This window comes from Anaerotignum sp. (genome assembly GCF_040307045.1).
In the GTDB taxonomy this organism is placed as follows: domain Bacteria; phylum Bacillota; class Clostridia; order Lachnospirales; family Anaerotignaceae; genus Chakrabartyella.
The window spans coordinates 154945-180199 of sequence record NZ_JAWRKF010000002.1 but is presented as its reverse complement, the minus strand read 5'-3'; the positions used below and the strand labels follow the sequence as shown (position 1 = coordinate 180199).

Genomic DNA, 25255 nt, shown 5'->3' with positions numbered 1-25255 from the left:
CCCTAAAATTTTAGCGTGAGATTCGCTGTTAAAAAAGCTCGATTGCTTCAACAAGGCTAGCCTTGATTTGAAGCAGGCGAGCTTTTTTTATTAAGAAGGAGAAAGAAGCTACAGGGATATACAAGGAGAGGCTGTGTTTTCATAGCTTTCTTGCGAAAAATAGGTTTGTTGAGACAAAAAAATCAAAGAAAAGAGAAGCTTATTTTAATAGGGAATACTATTTTGGTATGCAAAACCATACTCGGTTTTAAAGTTGAAAACAACCCATACAAACTTTGTTGATTTGTCATAACAACTGAAAATATTTCATTGAAATCTTGTGCAAACAGGTTACGCCTATTGAAAGCATGGGGGTGTAGTGTTAAAATTGAAAAAAGAGATGCAAGGGAGGCTGCTTATGAATAAAAAAAGAAGCGCTGTGATATACAGAGGGCTTTACTTGGCCCTTACCAATAAAGATTTTCTTAGAAAAACCGGCTTAAAAAAGAAGTCCATCGCTATGTTTTTGGATAAGGAGTATTGGTTTCATGCCATTGCTGCCATAACAGAGACGGATGAGGTTTCTTGCCAAAAGGTTCTGTTCTATTGCGAAGAAATGCTTGCCTCCTTGTCAAAAGAAGTGCCGAAGGAGGGTTGGTTAAGTTATACCTTTCGCTTCTTAATCAAAGAGATGTATCCCCATCGAAAGGACATCATCCTTGACGTTCATGAACGCCGTGGGATTTATTTTTATTTGGAAGTATTACGGGTTTTTTTGGCCTATGAAAAAGAAAAGCTACCCTTTGGCATCAACCGAGATTTTGCCTTTGCAACAGCAGAGGAAATGAAAAATAGCCCCTATGAAGGGCAATATGCAAAGTTTTTAAGCCGTTTTAATGAGCAATATATCTATGAGATTATGAGAATTGGCCGAGAGGTTACACCCTATGATACCCTTGCCCATGTGGCGGGAGTACATTATATTGCCATGCATATCGGCAGGCAGCTGGCAAAGGCCAATGTGCCTGTGGATTTGGGGTTGATTTCCGGGGCGGCGGCAGGTCACGATCTTGGAAAATTTGGCTGTAAGGACAACGAGGCAAAACGAATTCCGTATTTGCATTATTATTACACAGATATTTGGTTTAAAAATAATGGCCTTTCCGACATTGGCCATATTGCTGCCAACCACTCCACCTGGGACTTGGAGCTGGAAAACTTGCCGGCTGAGTCTTTGATTTTAATTTATGCCGATTTTCGGGTGAAAAGCAAGGGCTTTATAAATGGTAAGGAAGTCATGGAGCTGTATTCTTTGGAAGAATCCTTTCGGGTGATTTTAGACAAGCTGGATAATTTGGATCCAGCCAAAGAAAACCGCTATCGCCATGTCTATTCACGATTAGTGGACTTTGAACACTATATGCACTCCATTGGCGTAAATACAGATTTGACCAAGGAGCAACTTAGCGAGGTATCCCACAAGGAATTGGCATTGTTGGATATTAACGAAACGGTGGATGTGTTTAAAAATATTGCAGTGGATCACAATATTCGCTTGATGCACAAATTAAGCCGCGAGGCATCCTTTGGGGCGATTTTAGAAACAGCTAGAAGTGCCAGAGATTGGAAAAATTCAAGGGCATACTTGGATATTTTTTCTGAATATTTCACATATATGAACCAAAAGCAAAAGCAGATGTCTATTAGCTTTTTGTATGAATTGATGGTACACAGAGAGGGTGATATTCGCCGTCAGGCCGGGGACTTACTGGGCAATATGATTGCTGGCTACGATGTGGAGTATGGAAAGGAATTGCCCTTGAATGTTGATATTATTCTGGATGAAAATTCCAGCTTTGATGTGTGGCAGAAATATCTGCATATGATCATCGTGCCCGATCATAAAATGATAGACCGACACCGTCGTTGGTTGGGTTACGGCTTAAAAAGGGTGGTCACATCTTTGCTGGAAAACTGCAAGGTAGAAGCAAGGGGAAAATATATTGCCTCTATTTTAGAGTATTATAAAGTGACGGATTGGGCTGATGACACGGCTTTTATCTTGATAGATACCCTGCCATCTGTGCCACAAAATTTATTGAACGATGAGGAACAAAAAATTCTTATTTCCTTTATGGAAAGCTTTGCCCAGAAGGAATCTTTGGAGATTCGGGCTGCCATTCTTTTGAACTTAAAAGAAATGGCTGGGGATTATGGTAAGAAAGCTGATCTGGTTGAGTATGTGGTGAGAATTGTGGAACGCCTCACGATAAAGGGTAATGTGAGCTTGGAATTTTTGTTATATATGATCGGGGAGTCTTACGGAATTAGAGACAAAATTAGGGGGGTTTCTTTCCACCGCATTTTTCAGGATGATCGGGTGGTTTCCGATATTTTTTTGGAAAACCTAAAGGCCGCAACCCCATGGAAAATAAAGATTATTAATATTGAGCTTTTGTATGTACGAATTCGTATGGGTGTTACCATGCCAAAGCTTCATGTTGCTACTCATCTCTCCAACCTATTGAAGGTAAGTGAGCAGGTGACCGTGCGCCACTTTGCCGGGGAAACATTGGTGAAGCTTGCTCCCTTGCTTTCTTGGGATCAGCGTAACGAGGTTGCCATTGAATTGACCAAGGGTTTGGAAATTGGGGAATTTGAGTTTTCCAAATACATCCCTCAATATTTGGGTGAATATGTGATGTATTTGCATCCCAAAGAGTTAAACGAATTTCTCCTAGATATTCATCGTTTGCAGTGCAGCACAAACGACCGTATTGCCAGTGTTGCCCTGGATACCCTTGGTGTTATGGTACGCCATTATGAAAAATATAGCGCTAGATTTCCTGAGTATGTGGCTATTTATGAGGAAAGAAAAAAGAAAATCATGGGGATGATACTCAGTGGCTTTGCCAGCTATCACACCAACGTAAACCGAGAGGCTTTCTGGGTTGTTGGCCACGAACTATTTGGTAGTGATGGACTAACCCTAGATGAAAAGAAAAATATTTTTGCTTTTATCAGCAAAAAGCTAGTGACATTGACAGATAAAACTGAAACCTCTGAGTTGGCATTTTTCAATGACACCGCTAGTTGGAATGCCATTTACCGCTTTATTAGTGATTATTTGTTTACCCAAGGCAGTTTTTCTTTTGTGGAGCCCAACAAAGTTGCCTTTTTCCCCGGCAGTTTTGACCCCTTTTCCTTGGGACATAAGGAAATTGCAAAAGAGATTCGGAATATGGGTTTTATTGTGTATTTGGCCATTGATGAATTTTCTTGGTCAAAAAAAACCCAACCTCATATGGTGAGACGGCGGATTATCAATATGTCTGTTGCCAACGAGGAAAATATTTATCTGTTCCCAGAAAATGTGCCGGTAAATATTGCCAACCCTGAGGATTTGAAACGTCTAAGGGAGCTTTTTCCCGATAAAGAGGTTTATATGGTGGCAGGAAGTGATGTGATGCAAAATGCATCTTCCTATAAAATTGAGCCTGTGGAGCATTCCATACAAACCTTTCCTCATATCCTTTTCTTAAGGGAGACGGATGTCGACACAGGGGCAAAGAAGAAAGGAACCTACGACTGCATCCAAAATGAGGTTTTGGAGCTAAAACTGCCCACCCACTTTGAGGATGTAAGTTCTACCCGTATTCGAGAGAATATTGACCATAACCGAGATATTTCCAACCTAATTGATACAGTGGCGCAAAACTATATTTATGAAAACAGCCTTTATTTGAGAGAGCCACAATATAAACAGCTCCTAGAAACCAAAGCCGTGGAGGTTGCCTGTTATACCGATGTGGAGGAGGCGGAAGGGGTGCTTTTTGGCAGCACCATCCCCTCGGATGTGGTGGCTAACCTGTTGGAGGCCATGCATAAAAGTGGCAGTGGCATGACTGTGGTGTTTGATAAGTTTGGCCGAGGCAAGCCCGACGGCATTATGGTTTATCGTCATTTGGCAACCACAGAGCTTTATAGGGAGTTTGAAAACATTGAGACGGCAAGTTATATTAGGGAAAATACATCGGGTAAAATTATCTTATTTGAGGCTTGCTATTCCAGAGAAAATTCAAAAATAGAGGATTTGGAACAGATTTTATTTACAGAATCTATCGCTAAGGCCTTGGAGGAGGATTATACCTACTGCATTTTCAGCCTGAAGTCAGGGGAGATTACAGAAAAAGTAAAGGATGTGCTGGAGCGGCAAGGCTTTTTAAAGCTGGTGAAAAATGCAGCCAGAGATATTTACGTTGTGGATATGAAAAGCCCCATCACCCTGTATCACAATGTGCAAACATCCATCAAAGAACCCTTTAACAGCAACCAGCGGGTTTTGGCTACCTTGCGTGAGGCCCATTGTAAAATGCAAAGGGCAATGACAAAATTGAACCCAGGGGAGCTGGTGATTTCCTTTGATGCAGGAATGATGCACAACCGTCTGATCGAGCTAATCACCAAGGCAAACAGTGTCCCAAAGGAGCCTAGTTCTGTAAAAAAATTAGGGCCCAATATGTGTGTACCCTTTGGCAAAATTTTAAAGGGTATTGTAATCCCCAACACGGTCACTAAGGTTTTGCATACAGAAAAGGTGTTTGATCGGGAGATCAAATCTTTCAAAATCAAAGAATTTCCCCAATACTTGCCCTTGGATTGCCAGGTAAGGATGATAAAATCTTTCCGCCGCCCTGTTATTTTGGTGGATGACCTTTTGCATAAAGGCTATCGAATTCGGGAGTTAAACCCTCTTTTTGAGGAAGAAGGGGTGAATATTGACCGCATTGTTGTTGGGGTGCTTTCGGGCCGTGGCCGAGATTTAATGGAAATTCAAGGCCGACAGGTAGAAAGTGCATACTTTATTCCCTCTCTTTTGGCTTGGTTTGTGGAAACGTCTATGTACCCCTTTATTGGTGGGGATGGCGTAGAGCAAATCAGAAGCAGAGATAGTGGTATGATCGATTCTGTGAATTTGATGCTGCCCTATGTGATGCCCGGATTTTTGAGTAATGCAACGAAAGATGCCATTTTTGATTTATCTATGGTATGTCTGCAAAATGCCAGGGATATTTTACGGGTTTTGGAGCAGGAATATCAAAGGGCCTTTGAGCGAAGCTTAACCTTAGACAGATTAAACGAGGTGGTTATTTCTCCCAGATGCCCCGACCGAGGCAATTGTATGAGCTACGACTACCACTTGCCTGCATCGGTTTATTTGGAGAATGACATTGAACGGCTAATTCGACTGAAGCATTTGGTGAAGTAAAGAGGAGAGAAGCATGGAACGATATGAATTTCAACATGGCGTAATGATTCCTGTTTCATTACCCAAAGAAAAAAACAAAGGCTGTTGCAGGCTAACCAACTTAGGCCAGCTGGTGGGTGGCGAGGGGTTGTTTTGCCTTGACAGCAACGCCCTAGGGGAGCAGACCAAAAAGCTATCCCAAGGAGAACGAGCGTTATTTTCCAAAGACATTGAAAAGGGCAATGCAGTTTTGATTAATCTCAATTGGGCCACGGCAGAACAATGGAAAGAACGCCTAGAAAAGAAGAAGGACCACAAAAAAAGAGTTCATTTATTAGCCCTTGGGGACGTAGGAAGTACGGTTTTGACGGCCTTGAAGCTTTTGGGCGGCGATTGCATCCATACCTTGGGCATTTATGATGTGAACGATGCTGTTTGTAAAAGATGGGAAATGGAATTAAACCAGGCTGCTTATCCTTGGGATTACCATAAGATGCCAGAGGTTGTGATATTAAAAGAAGATGAGCTTTTTCAGTGTGACATATTCGTATTTTGTGCGTCTAAAGGTATTCCGCCCGTTGGGGCAGAGGTGAAAGATGTACGAATGGCGCAATTTGAAGCCAACCGAGGCATTATTTTCATTTTTGCAAAAAAGGCTAGAGAATGTGGATTTCAAGGGCTTTTTGCAGTGGTTTCTGACCCCGTTGACCCCTTGTGTAAGGTGGCATTTTTGGCAAGTAACACCGATGGGCTTGGGAATTTTGATGGCAAAGGGCTTTTACCCGAACAGATTCAGGGCTATGGCTTGGGAGTTATGAATGCCCGTGCCGCCTACTATGCGAAGAAGGAGAAACGCTTTTCTTCCTTTTTAAGGGAGGGCAGAGCCTATGGCCCCCACGGTCAGGATTTGGTTATTGCCAACAGCATAGAAGCTTACGATGATAGCCTTTCTAAGGAATTAACCCAGTTAGCCATTGATGCCAATTTACGCACTAGGGATTTGGGCTTTAAGCCCTACGTTGCACCAGCCATTTCCTCGGCGGCCATCTCATTAATTTTAACCTTGCAGGGAGAATGGCATTATAGCTCAAACTTTTTGGGCGGTGTATTTATGGGATGCAAAAATAGAAGTACACCTTGGGGACTGGAATTGGAAAGCTTGCCACTGCCGAAACCGCTTTTTGACAGATTGGAAAAAGCCTTTCGTGGATTGGAGGAGATGTAATGAAGGAAAAATTGACTTTGGTTTATCCAAAATGTGAGGATGCAATTCGTACCAAAAGGCTGCGTGCCTTGCTAGAAGATGTCTTAGGTGATTATGAAGTGGAAACCATTCAAACTGTGGATGGGTTTGGCCCATTGAAAAACCGACGGATTATTTTTGCAATCCCACTGGGTATTTCCGGGGTCAATTTGGAGTATTGTCGTTTTCTGAAAAAAATGAGAACGGATACTTCCATGCTGGAGGGGAGCATTGGCGGCATTATTATTGATGGGGAAAGTGAACTTTACACAAAATCCGTGGCGCGAGGGTTGATGTTTACGGCAAACCAGGCGGGATGTTCCTTCCCGGGGCGTGCCATGGTTGAGGGCACCAAGGATTTGTTAAACTACAACATACAAGCCATGAATTTGGAAACGGATAACCTGACGGCGTATCACATTTCAGCGGCAGAAATGGTGAAGCGGGTGATGGCATATCAGCCATTGGCCAAAAAACGGGGGAATATTCTTGTGCTTCATGCCAGCAATTACAGCACATCCAACACTGCTGGCCTTTGGAATATGATTCGGGATCAACTTAGAAACTGCGATATTACAGAGCTTTCCCTGAGAAATGGTACCATTCAGGATTGCAGCGGTTGCCCTTATCGCATGTGTATGCACTTTAGCGAAAAGGCAAGCTGTTATTATGGTGGGGTAATTACCAAGGAGGTTTACCCTGCAATTCTTGCTTGCGACGCACTGGTTATTCTTGCGCCCAACTATAACGATGCCGTGAGTGCCAATATTACGGCATTTATCAATCGTTTGACAGCATTATTTCGAAAAAACCAATTTTACGATAAGCATTTATACGCCATTGTGGTTTCTGGCTATAGCGGTGGGGATATTGTTGCAGAGCAGCTAATCAGCGCCCTTAGCATGAATAAAACCTTCCGTTTGCCCCCTCGGTATGCAATGGTAGAAACTGCAAACGATCCTGCAAGCATTTTAAAAGTTGAGGGGATCGGAGAAAGAGCCACTGCCTTTGCCCAAGGGATGATGAATACATTGGTGGAGAAGGCATGAAAAATAATAAAACAAATTTTCAAACGCTGATGCCCTTTCTCATCGGCGTTTTTTCATTGAGGTAGGAGCTTTAGAAAAAATTTCTACATTATGAATGGAGTACCTCTCCCAAAAAGGAGAAATTAAATTTCATAAAGCCCTAAAAGGAAAAATCAAAGAAAAAGAACCCCCTTTTCATTTTGTAAATAAAAAGAGGGTACCCAAGGCAGAAGCAAACACTTTTTATGAAGCTGGGGGAGATAGGGCTAAAAACATCCTCCAAAATTTTTAATTGAATGTTCTCGAAAAAAGGAAGGGTGCAGTATCCCCTTACAAATTGGAAGGTAAAAAAGGGGATACTGCCAACGAAATATTATTTTCCGCTTGCGCCATAGTTAGATAAAACACGGGCAGAGGGGTCGTTAACATCACAGCCCTTCCACTCTTTGTTAGGCATCCAGAAGGCTTTCACCATTCTTGCCTGACCTGGATAATGCTTTTCAAAAATTTCACGATACATTAGGCTTTCCTTGGTGAAAGGAGTGGCAAATTCATACTGTTTGCACTTTGCTTCAAATTCTGCATCGCTATATTTGCCTTGGGCATATTCTTTTAGGTCATCCACCATAGAGTGCCCAACGGCATCACTGAAAGCAGCTTTTTCACGATATAAAATTGAATGAGGCAACCAATCCCCTTCAAAGGCGTGGCGCAGAAGGTATTTACCCATGCCATAAGTGTTCATTTTCATGGCAGGATGGATGGACATAACATAACGCACAAAGTCTAAATCCCCAAAGGGAACCCTGGCCTCCAAAGAGTTAACGGAAATGCAACGGTCAGCTCGTAAAACATCATACATATAAAGTTCATCCACTCGTTTTTTTGCCTCTGCCTGGAAAGCTTGGGGGCTAGGTGCAAAGTCTGTATATTTGTAGCCGAAAAGCTCATCGGAGATTTCTCCTGTCAGCAATACACGGATATCTGTCTGCTCATGGATTGCCTTGCAAATGAGGTACATACCCATGCTGGCACGGATGGTCGTAATATCATAGGTGCCTAGGGTATAGATAACATAATCCAAAGCTTCCAAAACATCCTCACGGGAAATGATGATTTCTGTATGGTCACAGTGTAGATAATCGGCAACTTCTTTTGCATAGCGTAAGTCAATGGCATCCGTTGCCATACCAATTGCAAAGGTACGGATTGGTTTTTTCAAAATCTTTGTGGCAACAGAACAAACCAAGCTGCTGTCTAGGCCGCCGCTGAGCAAAAAGCCCAAAGGTGCGTCAGCGTCCAATCTTTTTTTGATACCCTTTACCAATAAATCACGGATTTTGCTACAGGTGGTCTCTAAATCATCGGTAGAAAAGGTGTCTACTGTTGTTAAATCGCAGTAGCGTACAAACTGGCCGTCAGCATAGTAATGGCCGGGAGGGAAGGGCGTGATTTCCTTACAAAGGCCAATTAGGTTTTTGGCTTCGCTGGCAAACACCATGGAGCCATCTTGACAATAACCATAGAACAAAGGGCGGATGCCCAGGGGGTCTCTGGCGGCAATCAAGGAATCTTTTTTGCTATCATAGAGAATTAGGGCAAACTCCGCATCCAACATTTGAAACATATCAAGGCCATATTCGTGGTACATAGGAAGAATAATTTCGCAGTCGGATTCACTGACGAAGGTATACTTCTCAGTCAGTTTTTCTTTGATGGAACGGAAGCCATAAAGCTCCCCATTGCAAACCACAGCGTCGCCCTCATAGCAAAAAGGTTGCATTCCCCTTTCATCTAAACCCATGATGGCAAGGCGGTGAAAACAGAGCATACCATCTCCCGCTTTTAAGGTGCGGGATAGATCAGGCCCTCTGGAAATGGTGCGGCGGAAGCACTCCATCATTTTTTCAAAATCCTGCTGTTTTGTAAAACCCATAATTGAACACATAAAAAAACACCTCCGAATGTAATTATGCAGCTAGTTATCCTAAATTTTTTTAAAATTAGGACGAATAGCTGCCATCCGCGGTGCCACCTAAATTACTGTTAAAACAGTCTCTTTCTGGGTTCAAATAAACCCGTGTTCCGTAACGGGGAACAAACCGTCTTACCTACTGCTCCAAAGGAGGTTCAGATCGAAGCTAAGAAGTGTTATTCATATAAAAGCCTACACAAAGTTCTCACTATCCTTTGCTCACTGGGGCGGTTTTTTTATATTACTTGTCTTCCTCAACGCCGTTTTCAATTTTGTGTTGTATTCTACTCCTCTTTTATTTCGTTGTCAATAGTTAATTTTTAGGAGTAAAAATAGAGGGGAAAATACATCACCATATATTTTCACCAAATAATTTCCATTGTATTCCCTTTTGTACAACGTAAATGGTGATATAAAATACAAATGTCCACAGCCAATGGCTGAAATATGCACAGTTGAAATTTGAAATTGCCAGAATTCCTTATTCAATCCTGTGAATTTATCTTTCCTTTTTGTTTTTTGCAGGGAAATATTTTTGTTGACAGTCAACAAGGCAGCCCATATAATGACGTGGTATACAGCGAAGGGGCTGCGGCTAGACGTGTTCCCATAAGAGAAGAGTTATTTGTAACTTTCTTATGGTCATAGGTCTATCTGCAGCCCCCTTGGCATTTCAAGTCGGTATAATTAAACACCACAAAGGAGGCTGGAAAATATGGAAAATAGGGTTCCCGAATTATTTGGTTCGATGGTTTTTCATGAGCATGTGATGAAGGAAAGATTACCAAAAAGTACTTATAAAACAATGTGCAAGGTAATGCAAGAAGGCAAACGCTTGGACAAGGAAGTGGCGGACATTGTGGCCAATGCCATGAAGGACTGGGCCGTTGAAAAAGGAGCAACTCACTTTACACACTGGTTCCAGCCTATGACAGGCATTACAGCAGAAAAGCACGACAGCTTTATTGCACCTGCAGGTGACGGACAGATAATTATGGAGTTTTCCGGCAAAGAGCTGATTCAAGGAGAGCCTGATGCCTCCAGTTTCCCCAATGGTGGCTTGCGTGCTACATTTGAGGCAAGGGGCTACACTGCTTGGGATCCTACTTCTTTTGCATTTATTAAAGATAATACATTGTGCATTCCCACTGCGTTCTATTCCTATGGCGGTCAGGCGTTGGATAAGAAAACTCCTTTGCTGCGCTCGATGGAAGCCTTCAATAAGCAAGCAATGCGCATCATGAGGGTGTTTGGTGACACAGAAACAAGCCGTGTGAACACAACCGTCGGCTCTGAACAGGAATACTTTTTGATTGATAAGGCTGTATACTTGCAGCGCAAGGACCTGGTTTATTGCGGAAGAACTTTGTTTGGCGCAAAACCTCCCAAAGGCCAGGAACTGGATGACCACTATTTTGGGGCAATCAAGCCTAGGGTGAAGGCATTCATGAGCGACTTGAATATTGAGCTTTGGAAATTGGGCATTCTGGCAAAAACAGAGCATAACGAAGTTGCCCCTGCCCAGCACGAATTGGCCCCTGTGTTTACAACAGTTAATATTGCTTGTGATCACAACCAGGTGACCATGGAAGTCATGAAAAAAGTGGCAGATAAACACGGTTTGGTTTGCTTGCTCCACGAAAAGCCCTTCGATGGGGTGAACGGCAGTGGGAAACACAACAACTGGTCCATCTCTACGGATAAGGGGGTAAACCTACTGGAACCTGGGGATTCGCCTGTGGAAAACACAAGATTTTTGCTGTTTTTGGTGGCTCTGATTAAGGCCGTAGATGAATATCAGGATATGTTGCGTATTTCTGTTGCTTCCGCAGGCAATGACCACCGCTTGGGTGCCAATGAAGCACCTCCTGCCATCGTATCCATGTTTGTTGGGGAAGATTTGCAGGAAGTATTAAATAGCATTGAAAGTGGTGCTGAGTATGCAGGCAGGGACAGAGAAATGATGAAGGTTGGCGTGCACGTTTTGCCAAGATTTTTCAAAGATACAACAGATAGAAACAGAACCTCTCCCTTTGCTTTTACGGGCAATAAATTTGAGTTCCGTATGTTAGGCAGTGCAGTTTCCATTGCTTGCCCTAACTTTATTTTAAATACCATTGTGGCGGAAGAACTGGCTCAGTTTGCGGATCAACTGGAAGCTGCTGAAAACTTCCTAACGGCGGTAAATGAGCTGATTCGCAAGACTGTGACAGAACACAAACGCATCATCTTTAACGGCAACAATTATTCTGATGAGTGGGTTGTGGAAGCTGAAAAAAGAGGCCTTTTGAACCTAAAGACAACGGTAGATGCACTGCCTTATTATGTGACGGAGAAAAACATTGCCACATTTACAAAGCATGGCGTTTTGACAGAAGAAGAAATTCATTCTCGTTATGAAATATTGGCAGAGAACTATATTAAAGTTGTTCATATTGAAGCTTTGACCATGTTAGAGCTTGCAAAAAAGAGTATTTTACCTGCGGTTAGTGCCTATGTAAAGGAATTGGCGGAAACCATTTCGTTCAAAAGACAAATTTCCCCTTCCATTAACTGCCGTAGCGAAGAAATCCTGGCTTTGGAATTGTCCCAATTGTGCGCAGATTTTGTGGATAAAATATCCGACCTAAAAGAATGTTTGGCCAAAGCCCATGACATTGCCGATGGGCAAAAAGAAGGGGAGTATTACAGGGATGCTGTTATTCCAGCTATGGCAGATTTGCGTAGAATTGCTGATAAGATGGAAGAAGAAGTTGGCGAAAAATATTGGCCATTTCCTACATACGCCGAATTATTATTCAGCGTGCTGTAAAAAATAAGAATGTAAAAAATACATTAGATATGCATGGGTTTTTCCGACTTTTTATGATAAACTAAAGGCATTAGGAGGGAAAACACATGAAGGAAAAACACATAGAGATGCTACAGCTCATTCAAAGCAATTGTGTCAACGGCAAGGAGTTGGATCCTACGGATATGGTCAGGCTTGGATCTTCTTTCACGATGAAAGAGGTGCAGGAGGCAATTCCCCTTTTAGAGAATGAGGGCTTTATTGAGGTCATTGAAATTGATATGTGCTGTGGGGCAGATTACATTATTTGCGGTTTGACCGAAAAAGGAAAAGCTTATTTAAAAGGGCTTTGAGTTTTATTGGTTAGAAAATTTGGTAAAAGTGAAAGAAAAAGGGTGTCACAGAGTTTAATTCTGTGGCATTTTTTTCATTGGAGAAAAGTTTAAAAGGAGTTCCGTTTTTTATATTTGGCAATAGATAGTATGAAAATATAATTTTTAAGGGGTGAGGAAAATAGGAAAGATTAGAAAAACACTTGCGTCCAGAATTAATATTACATAGCTTTTTTATGAGAAAAAACCTATCAAATCCTTTTTTTTTAAAAGCGGAAAAATTTCCATTTAACATGAACTTTACTTTCATTTAAAATAATTTATGTTAAAATAAGTATGTGTTATAGACGAAAAGAAAATGCATGATAAAAGGATGTTGGTGAAAGTGGGAGGTGATTTATGAGAAAGATAATGATTTCACTTTTTTCCCTAGGGATGATCGTTTGTATGATCATCTGCGGAATTTCCGTTGCTTTTGACCCAAGAGATGTTGGCTTTAATCAAGAAGAAGTTCAGATTTTAACGGATGGATGGTTTTATCAAAGGCAAGACGGACAAAGCCAAGCATTTGTACCTCCTGGAAAGGTGCCTACTGCCAGGGGCAAGCCCTTTGAAATTTATCAAACCATAAATCAAAGGATTCCTGAAGGAATTTGTTTGGGGTTTCGATCTTCTCAGCAGGAGGTGTCCGTTTCTGTTGATGATGAGGTGATATATTTCTATGGCAAGGCAGAGAGTGTGCCAACTATGCCAAGCTCACCAGGCAGTGCATGGCATATTATTGCCTTACCACCAATCAACCCCGGACAAGTGATAAAAATTTCTTCCTTATCGCCTTATGGCTTTTTTCAAGGGATGATAAATGAAATAATGTTGGGGAGCAAAAGTGCAATTTTGTTTCATATTGCTATCCAATATTTCCCTGCATTATGTAGCAGTACATTGGTTTTTATTCTAGGGTTTATACTGGTTATTTATGGTCTTTACATATATAAAGTGAGGCATTCGGCCAATTTTATATACCTTGGTTTATTTGCCCTTCTTTTAGGGGTTTGGTTTTTCGGAGAGTCCAAGTTTTCCCAATTTTTTACGGGGAAGATACTATTGCCATATCAAATGGTTTTTCTATCCACCGCATTAATACCGATTCCGGCACTATTATTTTTTAGCAGTGCCCTGCAGCCTGAAAACCAACGTGTCTATGAGCATTTATGCTCCGGAATAATTATTAATTTCTTTTTGATGGTAGTAGCGCAAACTTTGGGTCTCATTGATTTTTACCAGTGGTTACCCCTTTGCCATTTGTTTATCATTTTAAGTATGCTGCTGGTGATTCACACCCTAGTAACCTTTAACCGAGACTACTCCTATCGTCGGGCAAAGTTTTTGTTTGTTGGGGTTAGCGTGTTTATCCTATTTGGCATCACAGACATTTTCCTATTTTACACTACCAATAATAGTGATAACACCGTGTTATTACAAGTGGGAACCCTGCTTTCTTTAGGCATTATTGCAAGAGGAGAGTTTAATAAAAACTTGGAGCTCATAAAAATTGGATTTGAGGCTAGTGCATTGAAAAAAGCCGCATTTACAGATGCGTTAACCCAAGTAGGCAACCGATATGCCTTTGATCAGATATTGGAAGAAATGGCACAAAAGGAGCCAGTTGGAGATATTGACAATGCTATTTTCGTGATTGATGTGGATGGATTAAAATTTGCAAATGACACCTATGGCCATTGGATGGGAGATCAGTTAATTTGTTATATGGCGGAATGCCTGACTTCAGTTTTTTGTCAGGAGGGCAAGTGTTTTCGCATTGGAGGCGATGAATTTGCTGTAGTCCTTAGGGGGCAGAGGGAAGAACTATTAAGTTATTCCAATAAACTTAGAGATGCCATTCTTTTAAATAACAAGGAAAGCCAGTACAACCTGAGTGCCTCTTGGGGCATGGCTTTTCAATCAGAAACCAGCCAAAATAGTATTCAAGAAGCCTTCAAAATGGCAGATGCTTTGATGTATCAGGATAAAGAAAATAAAAAACAGGGGCAAGGTTATGTCAGGGGAATGGGTATCAACAGGTCAAGTCGATTTCGGGATTAAATAAATTATATGGAAACGATGTGCGCTAGGTGTATAGTCCCTCCCTTGGAATGATGGGTATGGCTTTTTCAAAAAAACTTTCAAACCAGGCACAGGTAGCAAATCTATTTGGAAAAAAAGTTTGGCTTTTAAATAACGATTGGTTTCAAATGCCTATGGTTCAGCACTATGGGCATTTTTTTATGGGATAGGGTAATATGTTTGCAAAAGTTGTAAATATATGGCATTGCCGAAGGGTGGTTTTTCTATTTACATTGACTAAAACCCCCGAAATAGTCATTCAAACCACCTAGAAACTATGTATAAATATCATAATTATGCAAAGATGATGGGGCAAAAAAGCATAATAATTTATCCTATAGTGTTATGAAAAATTAACTAAATTTCTGTTGCGTGTAAAAAAAGGTTGAGTTATGAAAGGTTTGGTGGTATCCTGTCTGCGGGTGGTATTGAAAAAACTGCACCAAAGTGTTTTTCGTTTTTTTGCATCCTGCATAGGGGCGTCACTTTATCTAGTTTTGGAAAGGAAAGACGTCATCACATGGCAGATTTTTTGTGAGGAAACGCTTAGGATTTACCTTTTGGCAACTCATATCTATCGGGAATGAGATTGACACCGATGTTGTACCATGCTCTCGGAGGTGGTATTATATCAAAATTGGCTTTATTGGACCAGGCAAAGTAGGGGTGAATCTCGCCCGCTACTTTATTCAACATGGAATAAACGTAAGTGGTTTTTATGGCAGAACCTTGGAACACACCCAAGAGGCTTGCCAAAAAACAGGAACAAAAAAATACAACAGTTTAAATAAAATTGTTGACGAAAATGATGTTTTATGGATTACAACTCCCGATGACACGATTCCAACGATAGAAAAAGAAATTTCAAAGTTGAACGTAAAAGGCAAATCAATTTGCCACGCCAGTGGCTCACTTTCTTCAACGGCTTTGCAATTTTCAAAAAATGCAGGTGCAGCCGTATATTCAATCCATCCCATCTATGCATTTTCTCATAAAACTGTGGATTTAAAGGAACTACAAACTGTGAGGTTCTCCTTAGAGGGTGACTTTTTGCGGGAAAATGATGATTTGGTGTTGCAATTGATGGATAAAATAGGCAACTTTTATTTCATTCGAAATGCAAAAACCTCGGCAACGTATCACCTTGCCAATGTGTTTGTATCCAACCTTACCTTGGCCCTATTGGATATAGGTGTTTCCTATTTCCGAGAAATGGGACTTTCTGAGCAGGAAGCAATTTCTGCGATAATGCCTTTGGTCAAAGGCAATATCAGAAATATAGAGGAAAAGGGGTTCCTTTCTTCTCTCACTGGGCCTGTTCCCAGGGGGGACTGGAAAACGGTGCAACGCCACCTTTTCGTGATCAAGGAGGAGGATAAAGAAATTTATCAAGCTCTTTCCCTTCATCTTTTAAGGTTATCACGGAAAATGGGAAGCATAGATAAGGAAAACAGCTACAAAAAGGTAGAGCTTTGTTTGAAAGGATTGGAAAAATGAAGAATACGGTTTTAACATTTAAAGAGGCAAAGGCAAAAGGAAATAAGTTGACTATGCTAACAGCATACGACTATTCCATGGCAAAAATCATTGATGAAAGCGGAATTAACGGTATTTTGATTGGAGATTCTTTAGGAATGGTAATAAAAGGGGAGGAAAACACCCTTTCGGTTACGGTGGATGAAATAATCTATCACACCAAGGCAGTAAAAAGAGGGGCTAAAAACGCTCTCATCGTCAGTGATATGCCTTTTTTGTCCTATCATACTTCCATTGAAGATGCCATTTATCATGCGGGGCGTATGGTAAAAGAGGGTGGCGCCCATGCAGTTAAACTTGAGGGTGGCGCAAATGTATTGCCGCAGGTAAAGGCAATTGTGGATGCGCAAATTCCTGTTATGGGGCATTTGGGGTTAACCCCCCAATCGGTCAATGCTTTTGGGGGCTTTAAGGTGCAGGGAAAAAAGGAAGAAACGGCAAAACAGTTGATTGCGGATGGAGTTGCTCTGGAAGAAGCAGGGGCTTTTGCCATTGTTTTGGAGGGGATTCCCGCCAAGGTTGCAGAGTTAATCACAAAGGCAGTTTCCATTCCTACCATCGGTATCGGTGCCGGTAAAGAATGTGATGGGCAAATTTTGGTTTATCAAGATATGTTGGGTATGTTTGATGATTTTGTTCCAAAGTTTGTTAAGCAATATGCCAATTTGGGCAAGACTATGAAAGAGGCAATTGGTATGTATATCCAAGAGGTGGAAAAGGGACTCTTTCCCCAGGAGAAACATACTTTTAAAATAGATGAGGAGCAATTAAAGAAGCTATATTAAGAAAAGATGAGATAACAGGAGATAAAATCATGATTGTAAAAACCATTGGAGAAATTCGAGATTTAGTGAAAGGATGGAGAGACGAAGGGTTTTCTGTGGGCTTTGTGCCAACCATGGGCGCTTTGCACGAAGGGCATAAAAGCCTGATGGAGCGAGCGATGGCAGAAAATGATAGGGTGATTACCAGCATTTTTGTAAACCCCACCCAATTTGGCCCCGACGAGGACTTTGAGGCTTACCCCAGAGATTTGGCCAAGGATGGGGCATTGTGCGACCAGGTTGGTGTCCATGCAGTGTTTGCTCCCGATGCCCAGGAATTATATTTGTCTGACAAATGCACAACGGTGCATATTTCCGGTTTGACGGATGTTCTTTGTGGCAGCAAAAGGCCAGGTCACTTTGATGGTGTTTGTTTGGTGGTATCCAAATTTTTTAACATCATTGGGCCAGACAAGGCATACTTTGGACAGAAAGATGCCCAGCAGGTTGCCGTAATGAAAAGATTGGTGCGGGATATGAATTTTGAGGTGGAAATTATATCTTGCCCCATTGTGCGTGAGGAAGATGGCTTAGCCATTAGCTCCAGAAATGTGTATTTATCTGAGGAGGAGCGCAAGGCGGCACAGGTGTTGAACAGAAGTCTGAAAATGGCAAAAAGCGTGTTGGAACAGGGTGAGCGAAACGCTCCTATATTGAAGGCAGCCATTCTTTCTTGCATCATTCAAGAGCCTATGGCAAAAATCGATTATGTGGAAGTGGTTGACAAGGAAAACCTTGAAAGCATCAATGGAGAAATTAAGAACAATGTGTTAATTCCCATTGCGGTATATATCGGCAAGACCAGATTGATTGATAATATCACTTTTGAGGTGTAAAAACACAGACTTTGGTTTGAAACAATTGGATCTCCTGGGTAAGAAGGTTGATTAGGAAGAAAAGATCCCTTTTGGGAAAAATTGCTAAGGCCATTTTCCCAGGAGGGCTTTTTTGTGGTGTGAGGCAAAAAAGAGTGCATTTGTCACGAGGAAGCAAATAAAAAAAGCCGAAAACATAATGATTTTCGGTTTTTTTTATTTTGGTAATCATTAAAACAACATCCTAGAGGATGGTTTTTTCATTTGGGGATCAGGGGGAGGAATCAGATTTTTTTGCCTGTATCGGGGTATAAAGGTTGACCGTCATACAGCACAAACTTGCGGGTACCTCTTTTAGAGGTTCTATATTTTAAGACAATTTTTGTGATTCCAACTAGGACATCGTCCAAGTCGTCCATATCAAAAACCTGGGTGACAGGAACAATCTGCCTTGGGTTGACGTTCAAAACACTGCCGTCGCACTTGGGGCGATCCTCCAAAACTAAGGTATTGCCTTTATAAAATGCCAAAGAAAAGCCATGCAAAACATTGGGGATGTTTGCGCTATTAAAGATATCCAAATCATAGCCAAGGCGAAAAGGCTGCTTGACTTCTTCATACATGGAGTTTTTAAAACTGCTGTTCATGTGATATTTGATTCGCACTTCTCTAGGGTAAACCTTGACGCCGCCTAGGCGATGGATGCCCTCCATTGCTAGGAGTGTGCTGACAGAACCAGCAACAGCACCGATGATACCGATATAATCGTTAAGCATAATGACACCTCTTTTCAAAGTAGTACCCTGTTATTTACGGGACCCAATTACATCTCATTATTGGCTTTACCACGAAATAACCAATGGTTTTTGTGGAAAGTTTTGAGTCGAACTTTCTCCCATCAAATTGTAAATTATGTTGCTTTTTTTAATTATAACATAGTGAGGGGTTAAAAACCAAGGCAATTATAAAAAAACAGAGATGGGTTGGGTCATAGAAAATAAACAGCAAAGTATCATGGATTTTTTTTACAAAAAAGTTGCAAGTAGACAGGAATGAGACTGGGTTACAACTTTTTTTAAAAATTTGTATGCAAAATACACAATGATTTTGATGAATTAATTCTATTTTTGCATATAACAACAAGAAAAATGTTGCAAATTGTCAAATTCATGCTATAATTTTCCATACAGGATATTTTTAATATTTCTAAGAGGGAAAGGAACAATGGAGGAATAAAATTTCAGAAACGCTTGAAATTTTAATGGTGTGATGATGAATGGAGGAGTTATGTGAAATCGATGAAAATCAAAACAAAAATGGCTATTTTGATGCTGCTTGTTGTACTTTCTGGGATTAGTGTGGCAGGTATGGCAATCTTTAAAATGCAGGATCAAAAAGAAATTGTCATGGAAACCATGGAGTTGCAAATTAGGGCAGACTTTGACCAAAAAATAAAGGAACAGGTGGATAATGCTGTTTCTGTTTTGCAAAGGGTTTATGATGACCATTTGGCAGGTGTTTACACCAAGGAAGAAGCAGAAAAAATTGGCGCAAATTTACTAAGAAACATGAGATATGGCACAGATGGATATTTCTGGGCTGACAAGAAAGATGGAACTTGTGTTGTTTTATTGGGTAAGGACACAGAAGGTACCAATCGTGCTGACGCAAAGGATGCCAACGGCTTCCCTTTTATTCAGGAAATTAAAAATCAGGCATTACAGGGTGGCGGATTTACGGATTTTGCCTTCCCAAAAGCAGGAGAAACAGATGCATCACCCAAAAGAGGATATTCTGTTTATTTTGAACCCTTTGATTGGGTTTTAGGCACAGGAAATTACACAGACTTTATAGATAACTATATTGCTGAGCAAAGTGGAATTGTTGAGGCAGGGATTCAGAAATCCATTTTTGATTTGATTGTGATTATCCTAGTGTGCGTTGCCGTTTCATGTTCACTTGGTCTGTACATCGTGATAAGCATCGTAAGGCCAATTGGCAAGTTGAATAAGGTCACTCGGGCTCTTGCTGAAGGCAATTTGGACACAGAAATTGGCATAAACAGTGGGGATGAAGTGGGTCAACTGGCCGCATCAATGGGCATTTTGACAGAAAGATTAAAAACATATATCAAATATATCGATGAGATTTCCTATTTATTAGAGGAAATGGGCCATGGAAATTTAAGTCTTGCTTTCCAAAATACATATGATGGAGACTTTGCTAAAGTAAAGCAGGCATTGACCACCACAGCTGATATGCTGAATGATACCCTCACTCAGATCAATATTGCGGCGGAGCAGGTGGCAAGTGGCTCTGAACAGGTTGCAGCAGGGGCACAGGGTCTTTCCCAGGGGGCAACAGAACAGGCAAGTGCCATTCAGGAGTTGTCTGCTTCTATGAACGAAGTTTCTGCCCATAGTGAGAAAACGGCAAAGAATGCAGAAGAAGCAAAGGCAATTGCCATTGAAACAACCAACGTCATTCACCGTGGCAAGGATCAAATGAATCTGATGGTAAAATCCATGGAGGAAATCAGTAACACATCCAATGAAATTGGTAAAATCATTAAGGCAATCGAGGACATTGCATTCCAGACCAATATTTTAGCGTTAAATGCCGCTGTGGAAGCTGCCAGGGCAGGGGAAGCAGGAAAAGGCTTTGCAGTTGTTGCTGATGAAGTGCGTAACTTGGCAGGAAAATCTGCTGAAAGTGCAAAGAACACAGCTGCATTGATTGAAAAATCTGTTTATGCTGTAGAACAAGGGGTAAATATTGTAAATGAAACTGCCAAATCTCTGGATGATGTAGTGAACAGTGCAGACAAATCTACCCGCATCATTCAATTCATTGCCGATGCCAGTGAGGAGCAGGCAACCTCTATTGAGCAAGTAAACCTTGGGGTTGAGCAGATTGCTGCAGTTGTGCAAACAAACTCTGCTACAGCTGAGGAGAGTGCGGCAGCTAGTGAGGAGCTTTCCGGTCAGTCTATGATGTTGAAGGAATTGATTGGTCAGTTTAAGCTGAAGGGCAATCAAGAAGCGAGTTTGAATTCAATGGAATCCAATAGTGGCGGATATTCGGATATGAATTTTTCCAATTATGATGGCAAGTATTGATAACACACTAAGTGAAAGGGTTTCATTTGGCCCTAAAAAGTCCATTGGTTGTAGCTGGGCTTTGGGCAAAAAACAAAAAATGCTTCATTATAATTAGGGAAATAGTCCCCTGAGGTCGTTGTTTAACCTCAGGGGACTATTTATTCCTGCTATTTTGTTTTCAATATAATGGAAAACTGCTGTGTCACCCAGGGTGGAAGGAGATGTATTGGAAAACACCCATTTGAATCAGCATGGCCAATCTTTGGGCTCCAATATCCGTAGATTCCATGGTGAAATTGCAAATTGCTAAAGTTGCATATGTACATCAAGGGAACAAAGCATAGGCCAGGACAATAAGAAGATCTCATGGAAAGATATGAGCCCGTCCTCTTTTTTTGTTTAGGAGACTATTTCGCTATTTTGGTGGAAAGTGATTATTTCAACATGACCTAATAAGATATGACCTGTTTCATGGGCTACGATACATGGGATACGTCTTAAATTGTTTATATAATTATAAAAAATGATGTAATACTGATCTTCAAATTCTAGTGAAAACCCTTCCCCCTTTTTTCGGTGGATCCATCTTATCCCAAAGGCTAAATTTAGAATAGGGAGTGTTTGTATTCCCAACAAATGGTGCCCAGGTCTATAGGAAAGCAAATGATTTTATAATGTATGTTTAAGACCCAAGAAAGATTTCTTGCCTGTTCATAGAAACCAAACTTAAATGACACCCCTCTTTTTTATGGGTATTGTATCAAAATAAAATGGTTGAAATCAAAAAAAAATTGGGTTATTCAATGATTTGACAAAAAAAATTTATGGGGTTTCCATAATTTTCAATACTAGAAATAATTTCTAGGTAGATCGATCCAGTTGCTTTTTATGTCATCAGCTGTAGAATTCAAACTGTCTTTTGCTATGGTTACTTTGAACCCTCTGGCGGCTACTTTCCCCTTTCAACGCGTTTAAGACTTTTGAGAAACTCCTAAAATACGATCAACGGCAGGTTGCATTGGGGGTTGATTACGGTAAGCAGTTAAAACTGCCAGCTCATGTTCTGTGAGATAATAAGCTTTTTTGGTTTCCATAATCTCACTGTTCCTCGTAGCTTGTGATGCGTTTTCCCTGTTTTCTGCCCAGCCCATTAAAAAAGCAGGGGTTGTGTCTAAAGCCTTTGCAATGGGTTCTAGTATAGTGATGGGTAGATTTTCAATATCACCATTTTCGTAACGGTACACCGTGGCACGATTTTTTTTCAACTTTTCTGCTAGCTCATCCACGGTGAGACCTTTTTTCATTCTACATTCTTTCATTCTTTGTCCAACATCCATTTTGTCCGACCTCCTTTCGACTATAAAATTAGTATAGCACAAAATCGCATATATGCAATAGATATGAGAAAAAATGTTGCGCAAAATGCGATAATTTGAAAAATTTTACAAAAATGGTTGACTTTTCGACAAAATTTCGTTAGTATTAAGGTGTCGCATAATATGCGACTTAAGGAGGGGAGTCTATGATTAATAAGAATTTACTTATGAATATGATTTGGGAAAGAGGTTTTACCACGGAACAAATTGCCGAAAAGTTAAAATTGGAACAGGATATTTTATTTAAAAAACTAGAAGGCAGTGAAGATTGTTTCACCATTAAAGAGGTCCAAGCAATGGTAAGGATTTTGGAAATGGAAGGGACGGATGCAGTGAAAATTTTTTTTGCATGATTGTCGCATAAATGCGACTAAACATTTATTGTCCCATTCGTTAGGAGGGGATGACAAAAGTGCAAAGAAAAAGTGTGGAATTGACGCAACAAAATGGAACAATTGTATCACTGAAAGGATTTTTGATAAAAATTTTATACAACAGGATTCATTTTAAGTTTGTTTTAGGTGACAGTAAGGAGAAACAGAAGGGGTTGTCTTTCCTTGGATTAAAGGGGGAAATCCATGTGCTTTCCATGGGGAAAGGAGGTGTAAGGGTGTCTTATCAATGCAGATTTGTAGAAAAGGATTGTGATGGTTGTGGCGATTGCCAGGATGAAACAGAACTTTGTCCAAACTGTGGAAGCCTGGGCTATGAGGCACGATATTTCCTGGGAAATGAATGGATTGGTTGCGATGAATGCATGGATAGAAGATATATATAGGGCTTGGTGGCTGGCAAGGAAACGCTATAGCTGTGGGGTTTAAGAAACATTGCTATCAATGGGAGGAAAGGGGTCTTATTGAAATGGGGTTTGCCTCAAAAAGATTTTCCATTGATGAAAGGTTGTCCTTTATAGTTAACGATAAAGCTCCCGTTCCATGAACAGGAGAGGCGTGAGAGTAGTTATAAAACTGGGGAATGGGCTGTAATATCCATAAAAATAATGGGGAGAGGAGAACAAGAATGGAGAGGGATAGTTTTATTTTTTATCGATCATTTTTTGAAGGCATAGCCCTTTTGCCATCGGCAGAGGACAAGGTGAAGGCATACGAAGCTATTATGGAGTTTGCGTTAAATAGCCAGGAACAGCAGGTTGATGGTTTGGCGGGGATTGTTTTGGCAATGGCAAAGCCCCAGATTTCTGCCAATATGCAAAGGGCTAGGAACGGCAGTGTTGGGGGACGCCCAAAGGATTTTTTGGATGAAGATGAAAAGGGGCGAAAGAGGAAAAAAACAACCATCCCTTTAGAAAAGGGCAAAGTTATTGAAATTGAGTTTAATGAAGAACCAGCGGTTCAAGAAAATGAGAAAACAGAAAAACCAATGGTTTGTGAAAATGAGAAAACAGAAAAACCAATGGTTTATGAAAATGGGAAAACAGAAAAACCAATGGTTTGTGAAAATGGGAAAACAGAAAAACCAATGGTTTATGAAAATGGGAAAACAGAAAAACCAATGGTTTATGAAAATGGGACAAAACAAAAACCTAATGTAAATGAAAATGTAAATGAAAATGAAAATGCCAATGGGAATGTAAATGGGGGGAGAGAAAAAGAAAAAAAAGAAAAAGATCCCCCACCCACCTTTTGCCCACCTAGTGTTGCATCGGTGCGTCAGTATTGCCTAGAGCGAAAAAACCAAGTGGATGCCCAACGTTTTGTTGACTTTTACGAGAGCAAGGGCTGGATGGTTGGTGTCAACAAAATGCAGGATTGGAAAGCGGCAATTGCCGATGGGAGAAAGATCAAAGCAGGGACTTTGGCTTTACCACCCAAGGCAACGACGGAGGAAATGTATTTTATCATATCGGCGTGGAGGAGGGGTTATTTTGACCAGAGAAGGTATCATCGGGATTTTAAGTATTTTGAAAACGGCATATCCCAGTCATTTTTCCAAGCTTTCAAAGCAAGATGCAGAAAACACCATCAACCTTTGGGCATCTATGTTTGCCCAGGAGGACGGGCGGATGGTGAGTTATGCGGTAAAGCAACTCATTGCCACCAACGTATTTCCACCCACCATCGCTGAGGTTCGTGGTGTGTTGGTGGAGGCAAAAAACGGCCAAGGATTAGACAGTATCATGGCGTGGGGGCAGGTGCAAGATGCCATACGCCGATTTGGCTACACCCGCGGGGAAGAAGCCCTTTCCAGTATGCATCCTGCCACAGCAGAAGTTGTGCGACGCCTTGGTTGGCTGGATTTGTGTAAGAGCGAAAATGCCATTGCCGACAGAGCCCATTTTATTAAGCTTTTTGAAGGCAAACAAAGCAAGGATAGGCAGGTGGCAATGATACCGCCGGAAGTGAAAGAAGGGATTTCTCGGTTGGTGGAAGATAAAGATTTGGTCCGGTTTTGTGAAGATGTGACCAAGTTTCCAGAAAAAGCAGAGGGTGGTGATACATTGGCCTGATGGGCATCACACCATTGCATTGGCTCCCTCAAAGAATATTCACAAGAAGTTTTTCTATGGGTTAAGGCTATTTTTTGAAACCAACTATGAGGGGTGGCTACCACCAAATATGAGGAGAAAAATGAAAAAATTTCAAGCTGTTTTTCATGCAAATTGACGGTCGTTGCTTTTGGCTAGTTTCCAAGGTATATGCAGCAGAGTTGGGGCGTATTTTTGCAATAGGGAGGGGTTTGAATGTGTTATAAAATTACTTGCTGCTACCACTGCCAAGAGCGATACCCACTTTGTCATGCCAGCTGCTTTCGTTATAAGGAGGAGCGGGAAAAACTGGACAAACTAAGAGAGGCACGCACTGTCAATAACGATGAGGTTGAGTTATACAAGCGACAGAGGATAAACAGAGTTAAGAGGTGACG

At 41.1% G+C, this 25255-nt stretch carries 17 protein-coding genes, 1 pseudogene and 1 other annotated feature; of the genes and pseudogenes, 15 read left to right on the top strand and 3 right to left on the bottom strand.

Features of this window, described 5'->3' with window-relative positions; all coding sequences use genetic code 11:
* Positions 1-397: 397 nt before the first annotated feature.
* Genes ABVZ64_RS00815 through ABVZ64_RS00805 form a run of 3 tightly spaced genes read left to right on the top strand, consistent with a single transcriptional unit; the run spans position 398 to position 7519 of the window.
* Positions 398-5248 carry a hypothetical protein gene (locus tag ABVZ64_RS00815; RefSeq protein ID WP_352399160.1) on the top strand — a complete coding sequence of 1617 codons (4851 nt, stop codon included), beginning with the start codon at positions 398-400 and terminating at the stop codon, positions 5246-5248.
* Positions 5249-5261: 13 nt separating this feature from the next.
* The gene (locus ABVZ64_RS00810) at positions 5262-6452 is read left to right on the top strand and encodes a Rossmann-fold NAD(P)-binding domain-containing protein (RefSeq protein ID WP_352399159.1); all 1191 of its coding nucleotides are present in this window, start codon (positions 5262-5264) and stop codon (positions 6450-6452) included.
* Positions 6452-7519 carry a flavodoxin family protein gene (locus ABVZ64_RS00805; protein ID WP_352399158.1) on the top strand — a complete coding sequence of 356 codons (1068 nt, stop codon included), beginning with the start codon at positions 6452-6454 and terminating at the stop codon, positions 7517-7519. The genes ABVZ64_RS00810 and ABVZ64_RS00805 overlap by 1 nt, the downstream gene beginning before the upstream one ends.
* Positions 7520-7871: 352 nt before the next feature.
* Here the strand turns inward: ABVZ64_RS00805 and asnB are convergent, their stop codons facing one another.
* On the bottom strand, positions 7872-9446 hold the full coding sequence (gene asnB, locus ABVZ64_RS00800) for an asparagine synthase B (protein ID WP_352399157.1): 1575 nt from the start codon (positions 9444-9446) through the stop codon (positions 7872-7874).
* Positions 9447-9499: 53 nt separating this feature from the next.
* Positions 9500-9740 (bottom strand) — a binding site (T-box leader).
* Between the two features lie 448 nt (positions 9741-10188).
* Here asnB and ABVZ64_RS00795 point away from each other — a divergent pair.
* The 6 genes from ABVZ64_RS00795 (at position 10189) to panC (ending at position 17916) form a co-directional block, all read left to right on the top strand.
* Positions 10189-12285, top strand: a complete 2097-nt coding sequence (locus ABVZ64_RS00795) for a glutamine synthetase III family protein (RefSeq protein WP_352399156.1) — start codon at positions 10189-10191, stop codon at positions 12283-12285.
* Positions 12286-12371: 86 nt separating this feature from the next.
* Positions 12372-12617 carry a hypothetical protein gene (locus tag ABVZ64_RS00790; RefSeq protein ID WP_352399155.1) on the top strand — a complete coding sequence of 82 codons (246 nt, stop codon included), beginning with the start codon at positions 12372-12374 and terminating at the stop codon, positions 12615-12617.
* 378 nt (positions 12618-12995) lie between these two features.
* A complete protein-coding gene (locus ABVZ64_RS00785) occupies positions 12996-14699 on the top strand; it encodes a GGDEF domain-containing protein (protein ID WP_352399154.1) in 1704 nt (567 codons plus the stop codon).
* 555 nt (positions 14700-15254) lie between these two features.
* Entirely contained in the window at positions 15255-16217 is a 963-nt protein-coding gene (locus ABVZ64_RS00780; protein WP_352399153.1) for a Rossmann-like and DUF2520 domain-containing protein, read from the top strand.
* Positions 16214-17041: a 3-methyl-2-oxobutanoate hydroxymethyltransferase gene (gene panB, locus ABVZ64_RS00775; RefSeq protein ID WP_352399152.1), complete on the top strand. Its 828-nt coding sequence runs from the start codon at positions 16214-16216 to the stop codon at positions 17039-17041. The genes ABVZ64_RS00780 and panB overlap by 4 nt, the downstream gene beginning before the upstream one ends.
* A gap of 26 nt (positions 17042-17067) precedes the next feature.
* Entirely contained in the window at positions 17068-17916 is an 849-nt protein-coding gene (panC, locus tag ABVZ64_RS00770) for a pantoate--beta-alanine ligase (RefSeq protein WP_352399357.1), read from the top strand.
* A gap of 263 nt (positions 17917-18179) precedes the next feature.
* Here panC and ABVZ64_RS00765 read toward each other — a convergent pair whose 3' ends face one another.
* A complete protein-coding gene (locus tag ABVZ64_RS00765; RefSeq protein WP_352399151.1) occupies positions 18180-18671 on the bottom strand; it encodes a hypothetical protein in 492 nt (163 codons plus the stop codon).
* A 522-nt stretch (positions 18672-19193) separates the two neighbouring features.
* Here ABVZ64_RS00765 and ABVZ64_RS00760 point away from each other — a divergent pair.
* Positions 19194-21014, top strand: coding sequence for a methyl-accepting chemotaxis protein (locus ABVZ64_RS00760; RefSeq protein WP_352399356.1), 1821 nt, complete (start codon positions 19194-19196; stop codon positions 21012-21014).
* Positions 21015-21967: 953 nt separating this feature from the next.
* Here ABVZ64_RS00760 and ABVZ64_RS00755 read toward each other — a convergent pair.
* On the bottom strand, positions 21968-22333 hold the full coding sequence (locus ABVZ64_RS00755; RefSeq protein ID WP_352399150.1) for a helix-turn-helix domain-containing protein: 366 nt from the start codon (positions 22331-22333) through the stop codon (positions 21968-21970).
* 185 nt (positions 22334-22518) lie between these two features.
* On the opposite strand from ABVZ64_RS00755, the gene ABVZ64_RS00750 reads away from it, so the two are divergent.
* The 5 genes and pseudogenes from ABVZ64_RS00750 (at position 22519) to ABVZ64_RS00730 (ending at position 25253) form a co-directional block, all read left to right on the top strand.
* The gene (locus ABVZ64_RS00750) at positions 22519-22725 is read left to right on the top strand and encodes a hypothetical protein (protein ID WP_352399149.1); all 207 of its coding nucleotides are present in this window, start codon (positions 22519-22521) and stop codon (positions 22723-22725) included.
* Between the two features lie 50 nt (positions 22726-22775).
* The gene (locus ABVZ64_RS00745; protein WP_352399148.1) at positions 22776-23150 is read left to right on the top strand and encodes a hypothetical protein; all 375 of its coding nucleotides are present in this window, start codon (positions 22776-22778) and stop codon (positions 23148-23150) included.
* Positions 23151-23347: 197 nt separating this feature from the next.
* Positions 23348-23596 (top strand): annotated as a pseudogene (locus ABVZ64_RS00740) (DUF6291 domain-containing protein); the annotation flags it as partial.
* Between the two features lie 478 nt (positions 23597-24074).
* Complete coding sequence (locus tag ABVZ64_RS00735) at positions 24075-24839, top strand: replicative helicase loader/inhibitor (RefSeq protein ID WP_352399147.1); 765 nt, start codon at positions 24075-24077, stop codon at positions 24837-24839.
* Between the two features lie 234 nt (positions 24840-25073).
* Positions 25074-25253: a hypothetical protein gene (locus tag ABVZ64_RS00730; protein ID WP_352399146.1), complete on the top strand. Its 180-nt coding sequence runs from the start codon at positions 25074-25076 to the stop codon at positions 25251-25253.
* The last annotated feature ends 2 nt before the right edge of the window (positions 25254-25255 follow it).

What these genes read in the sequence shown, in the direction of transcription:
- ABVZ64_RS00815 (WP_352399160.1), top strand. Translation starts at nt 398, where the DNA reads ATGAATAAAAAAAGAAGCGCTGTGATATACAGAGGGCTTTACTTGGCC.
- ABVZ64_RS00810 (WP_352399159.1), top strand. Translation starts at nt 5,262, where the DNA reads ATGGAACGATATGAATTTCAACATGGCGTAATGATTCCTGTTTCATTA.
- ABVZ64_RS00805 (WP_352399158.1), top strand. Translation starts at nt 6,452, where the DNA reads ATGAAGGAAAAATTGACTTTGGTTTATCCAAAATGTGAGGATGCAATT.
- asnB (WP_352399157.1), bottom strand. Translation starts at nt 9,446, where the DNA reads ATGTGTTCAATTATGGGTTTTACAAAACAGCAGGATTTTGAAAAAATG.
- ABVZ64_RS00795 (WP_352399156.1), top strand. Translation starts at nt 10,189, where the DNA reads ATGGAAAATAGGGTTCCCGAATTATTTGGTTCGATGGTTTTTCATGAG.
- ABVZ64_RS00790 (WP_352399155.1), top strand. Translation starts at nt 12,372, where the DNA reads ATGAAGGAAAAACACATAGAGATGCTACAGCTCATTCAAAGCAATTGT.
- ABVZ64_RS00785 (WP_352399154.1), top strand. Translation starts at nt 12,996, where the DNA reads ATGAGAAAGATAATGATTTCACTTTTTTCCCTAGGGATGATCGTTTGT.
- panB (WP_352399152.1), top strand. Translation starts at nt 16,214, where the DNA reads ATGAAGAATACGGTTTTAACATTTAAAGAGGCAAAGGCAAAAGGAAAT.
- ABVZ64_RS00765 (WP_352399151.1), bottom strand. Translation starts at nt 18,671, where the DNA reads ATGCTTAACGATTATATCGGTATCATCGGTGCTGTTGCTGGTTCTGTC.
- ABVZ64_RS00760 (WP_352399356.1), top strand. Translation starts at nt 19,194, where the DNA reads ATGAAAATCAAAACAAAAATGGCTATTTTGATGCTGCTTGTTGTACTT.
- ABVZ64_RS00755 (WP_352399150.1), bottom strand. Translation starts at nt 22,333, where the DNA reads ATGGATGTTGGACAAAGAATGAAAGAATGTAGAATGAAAAAAGGTCTC.
- ABVZ64_RS00750 (WP_352399149.1), top strand. Translation starts at nt 22,519, where the DNA reads ATGATTAATAAGAATTTACTTATGAATATGATTTGGGAAAGAGGTTTT.
- ABVZ64_RS00745 (WP_352399148.1), top strand. Translation starts at nt 22,776, where the DNA reads ATGACAAAAGTGCAAAGAAAAAGTGTGGAATTGACGCAACAAAATGGA.
- ABVZ64_RS00735 (WP_352399147.1), top strand. Translation starts at nt 24,075, where the DNA reads ATGCCCAACGTTTTGTTGACTTTTACGAGAGCAAGGGCTGGATGGTTG.
- ABVZ64_RS00730 (WP_352399146.1), top strand. Translation starts at nt 25,074, where the DNA reads ATGTGTTATAAAATTACTTGCTGCTACCACTGCCAAGAGCGATACCCA.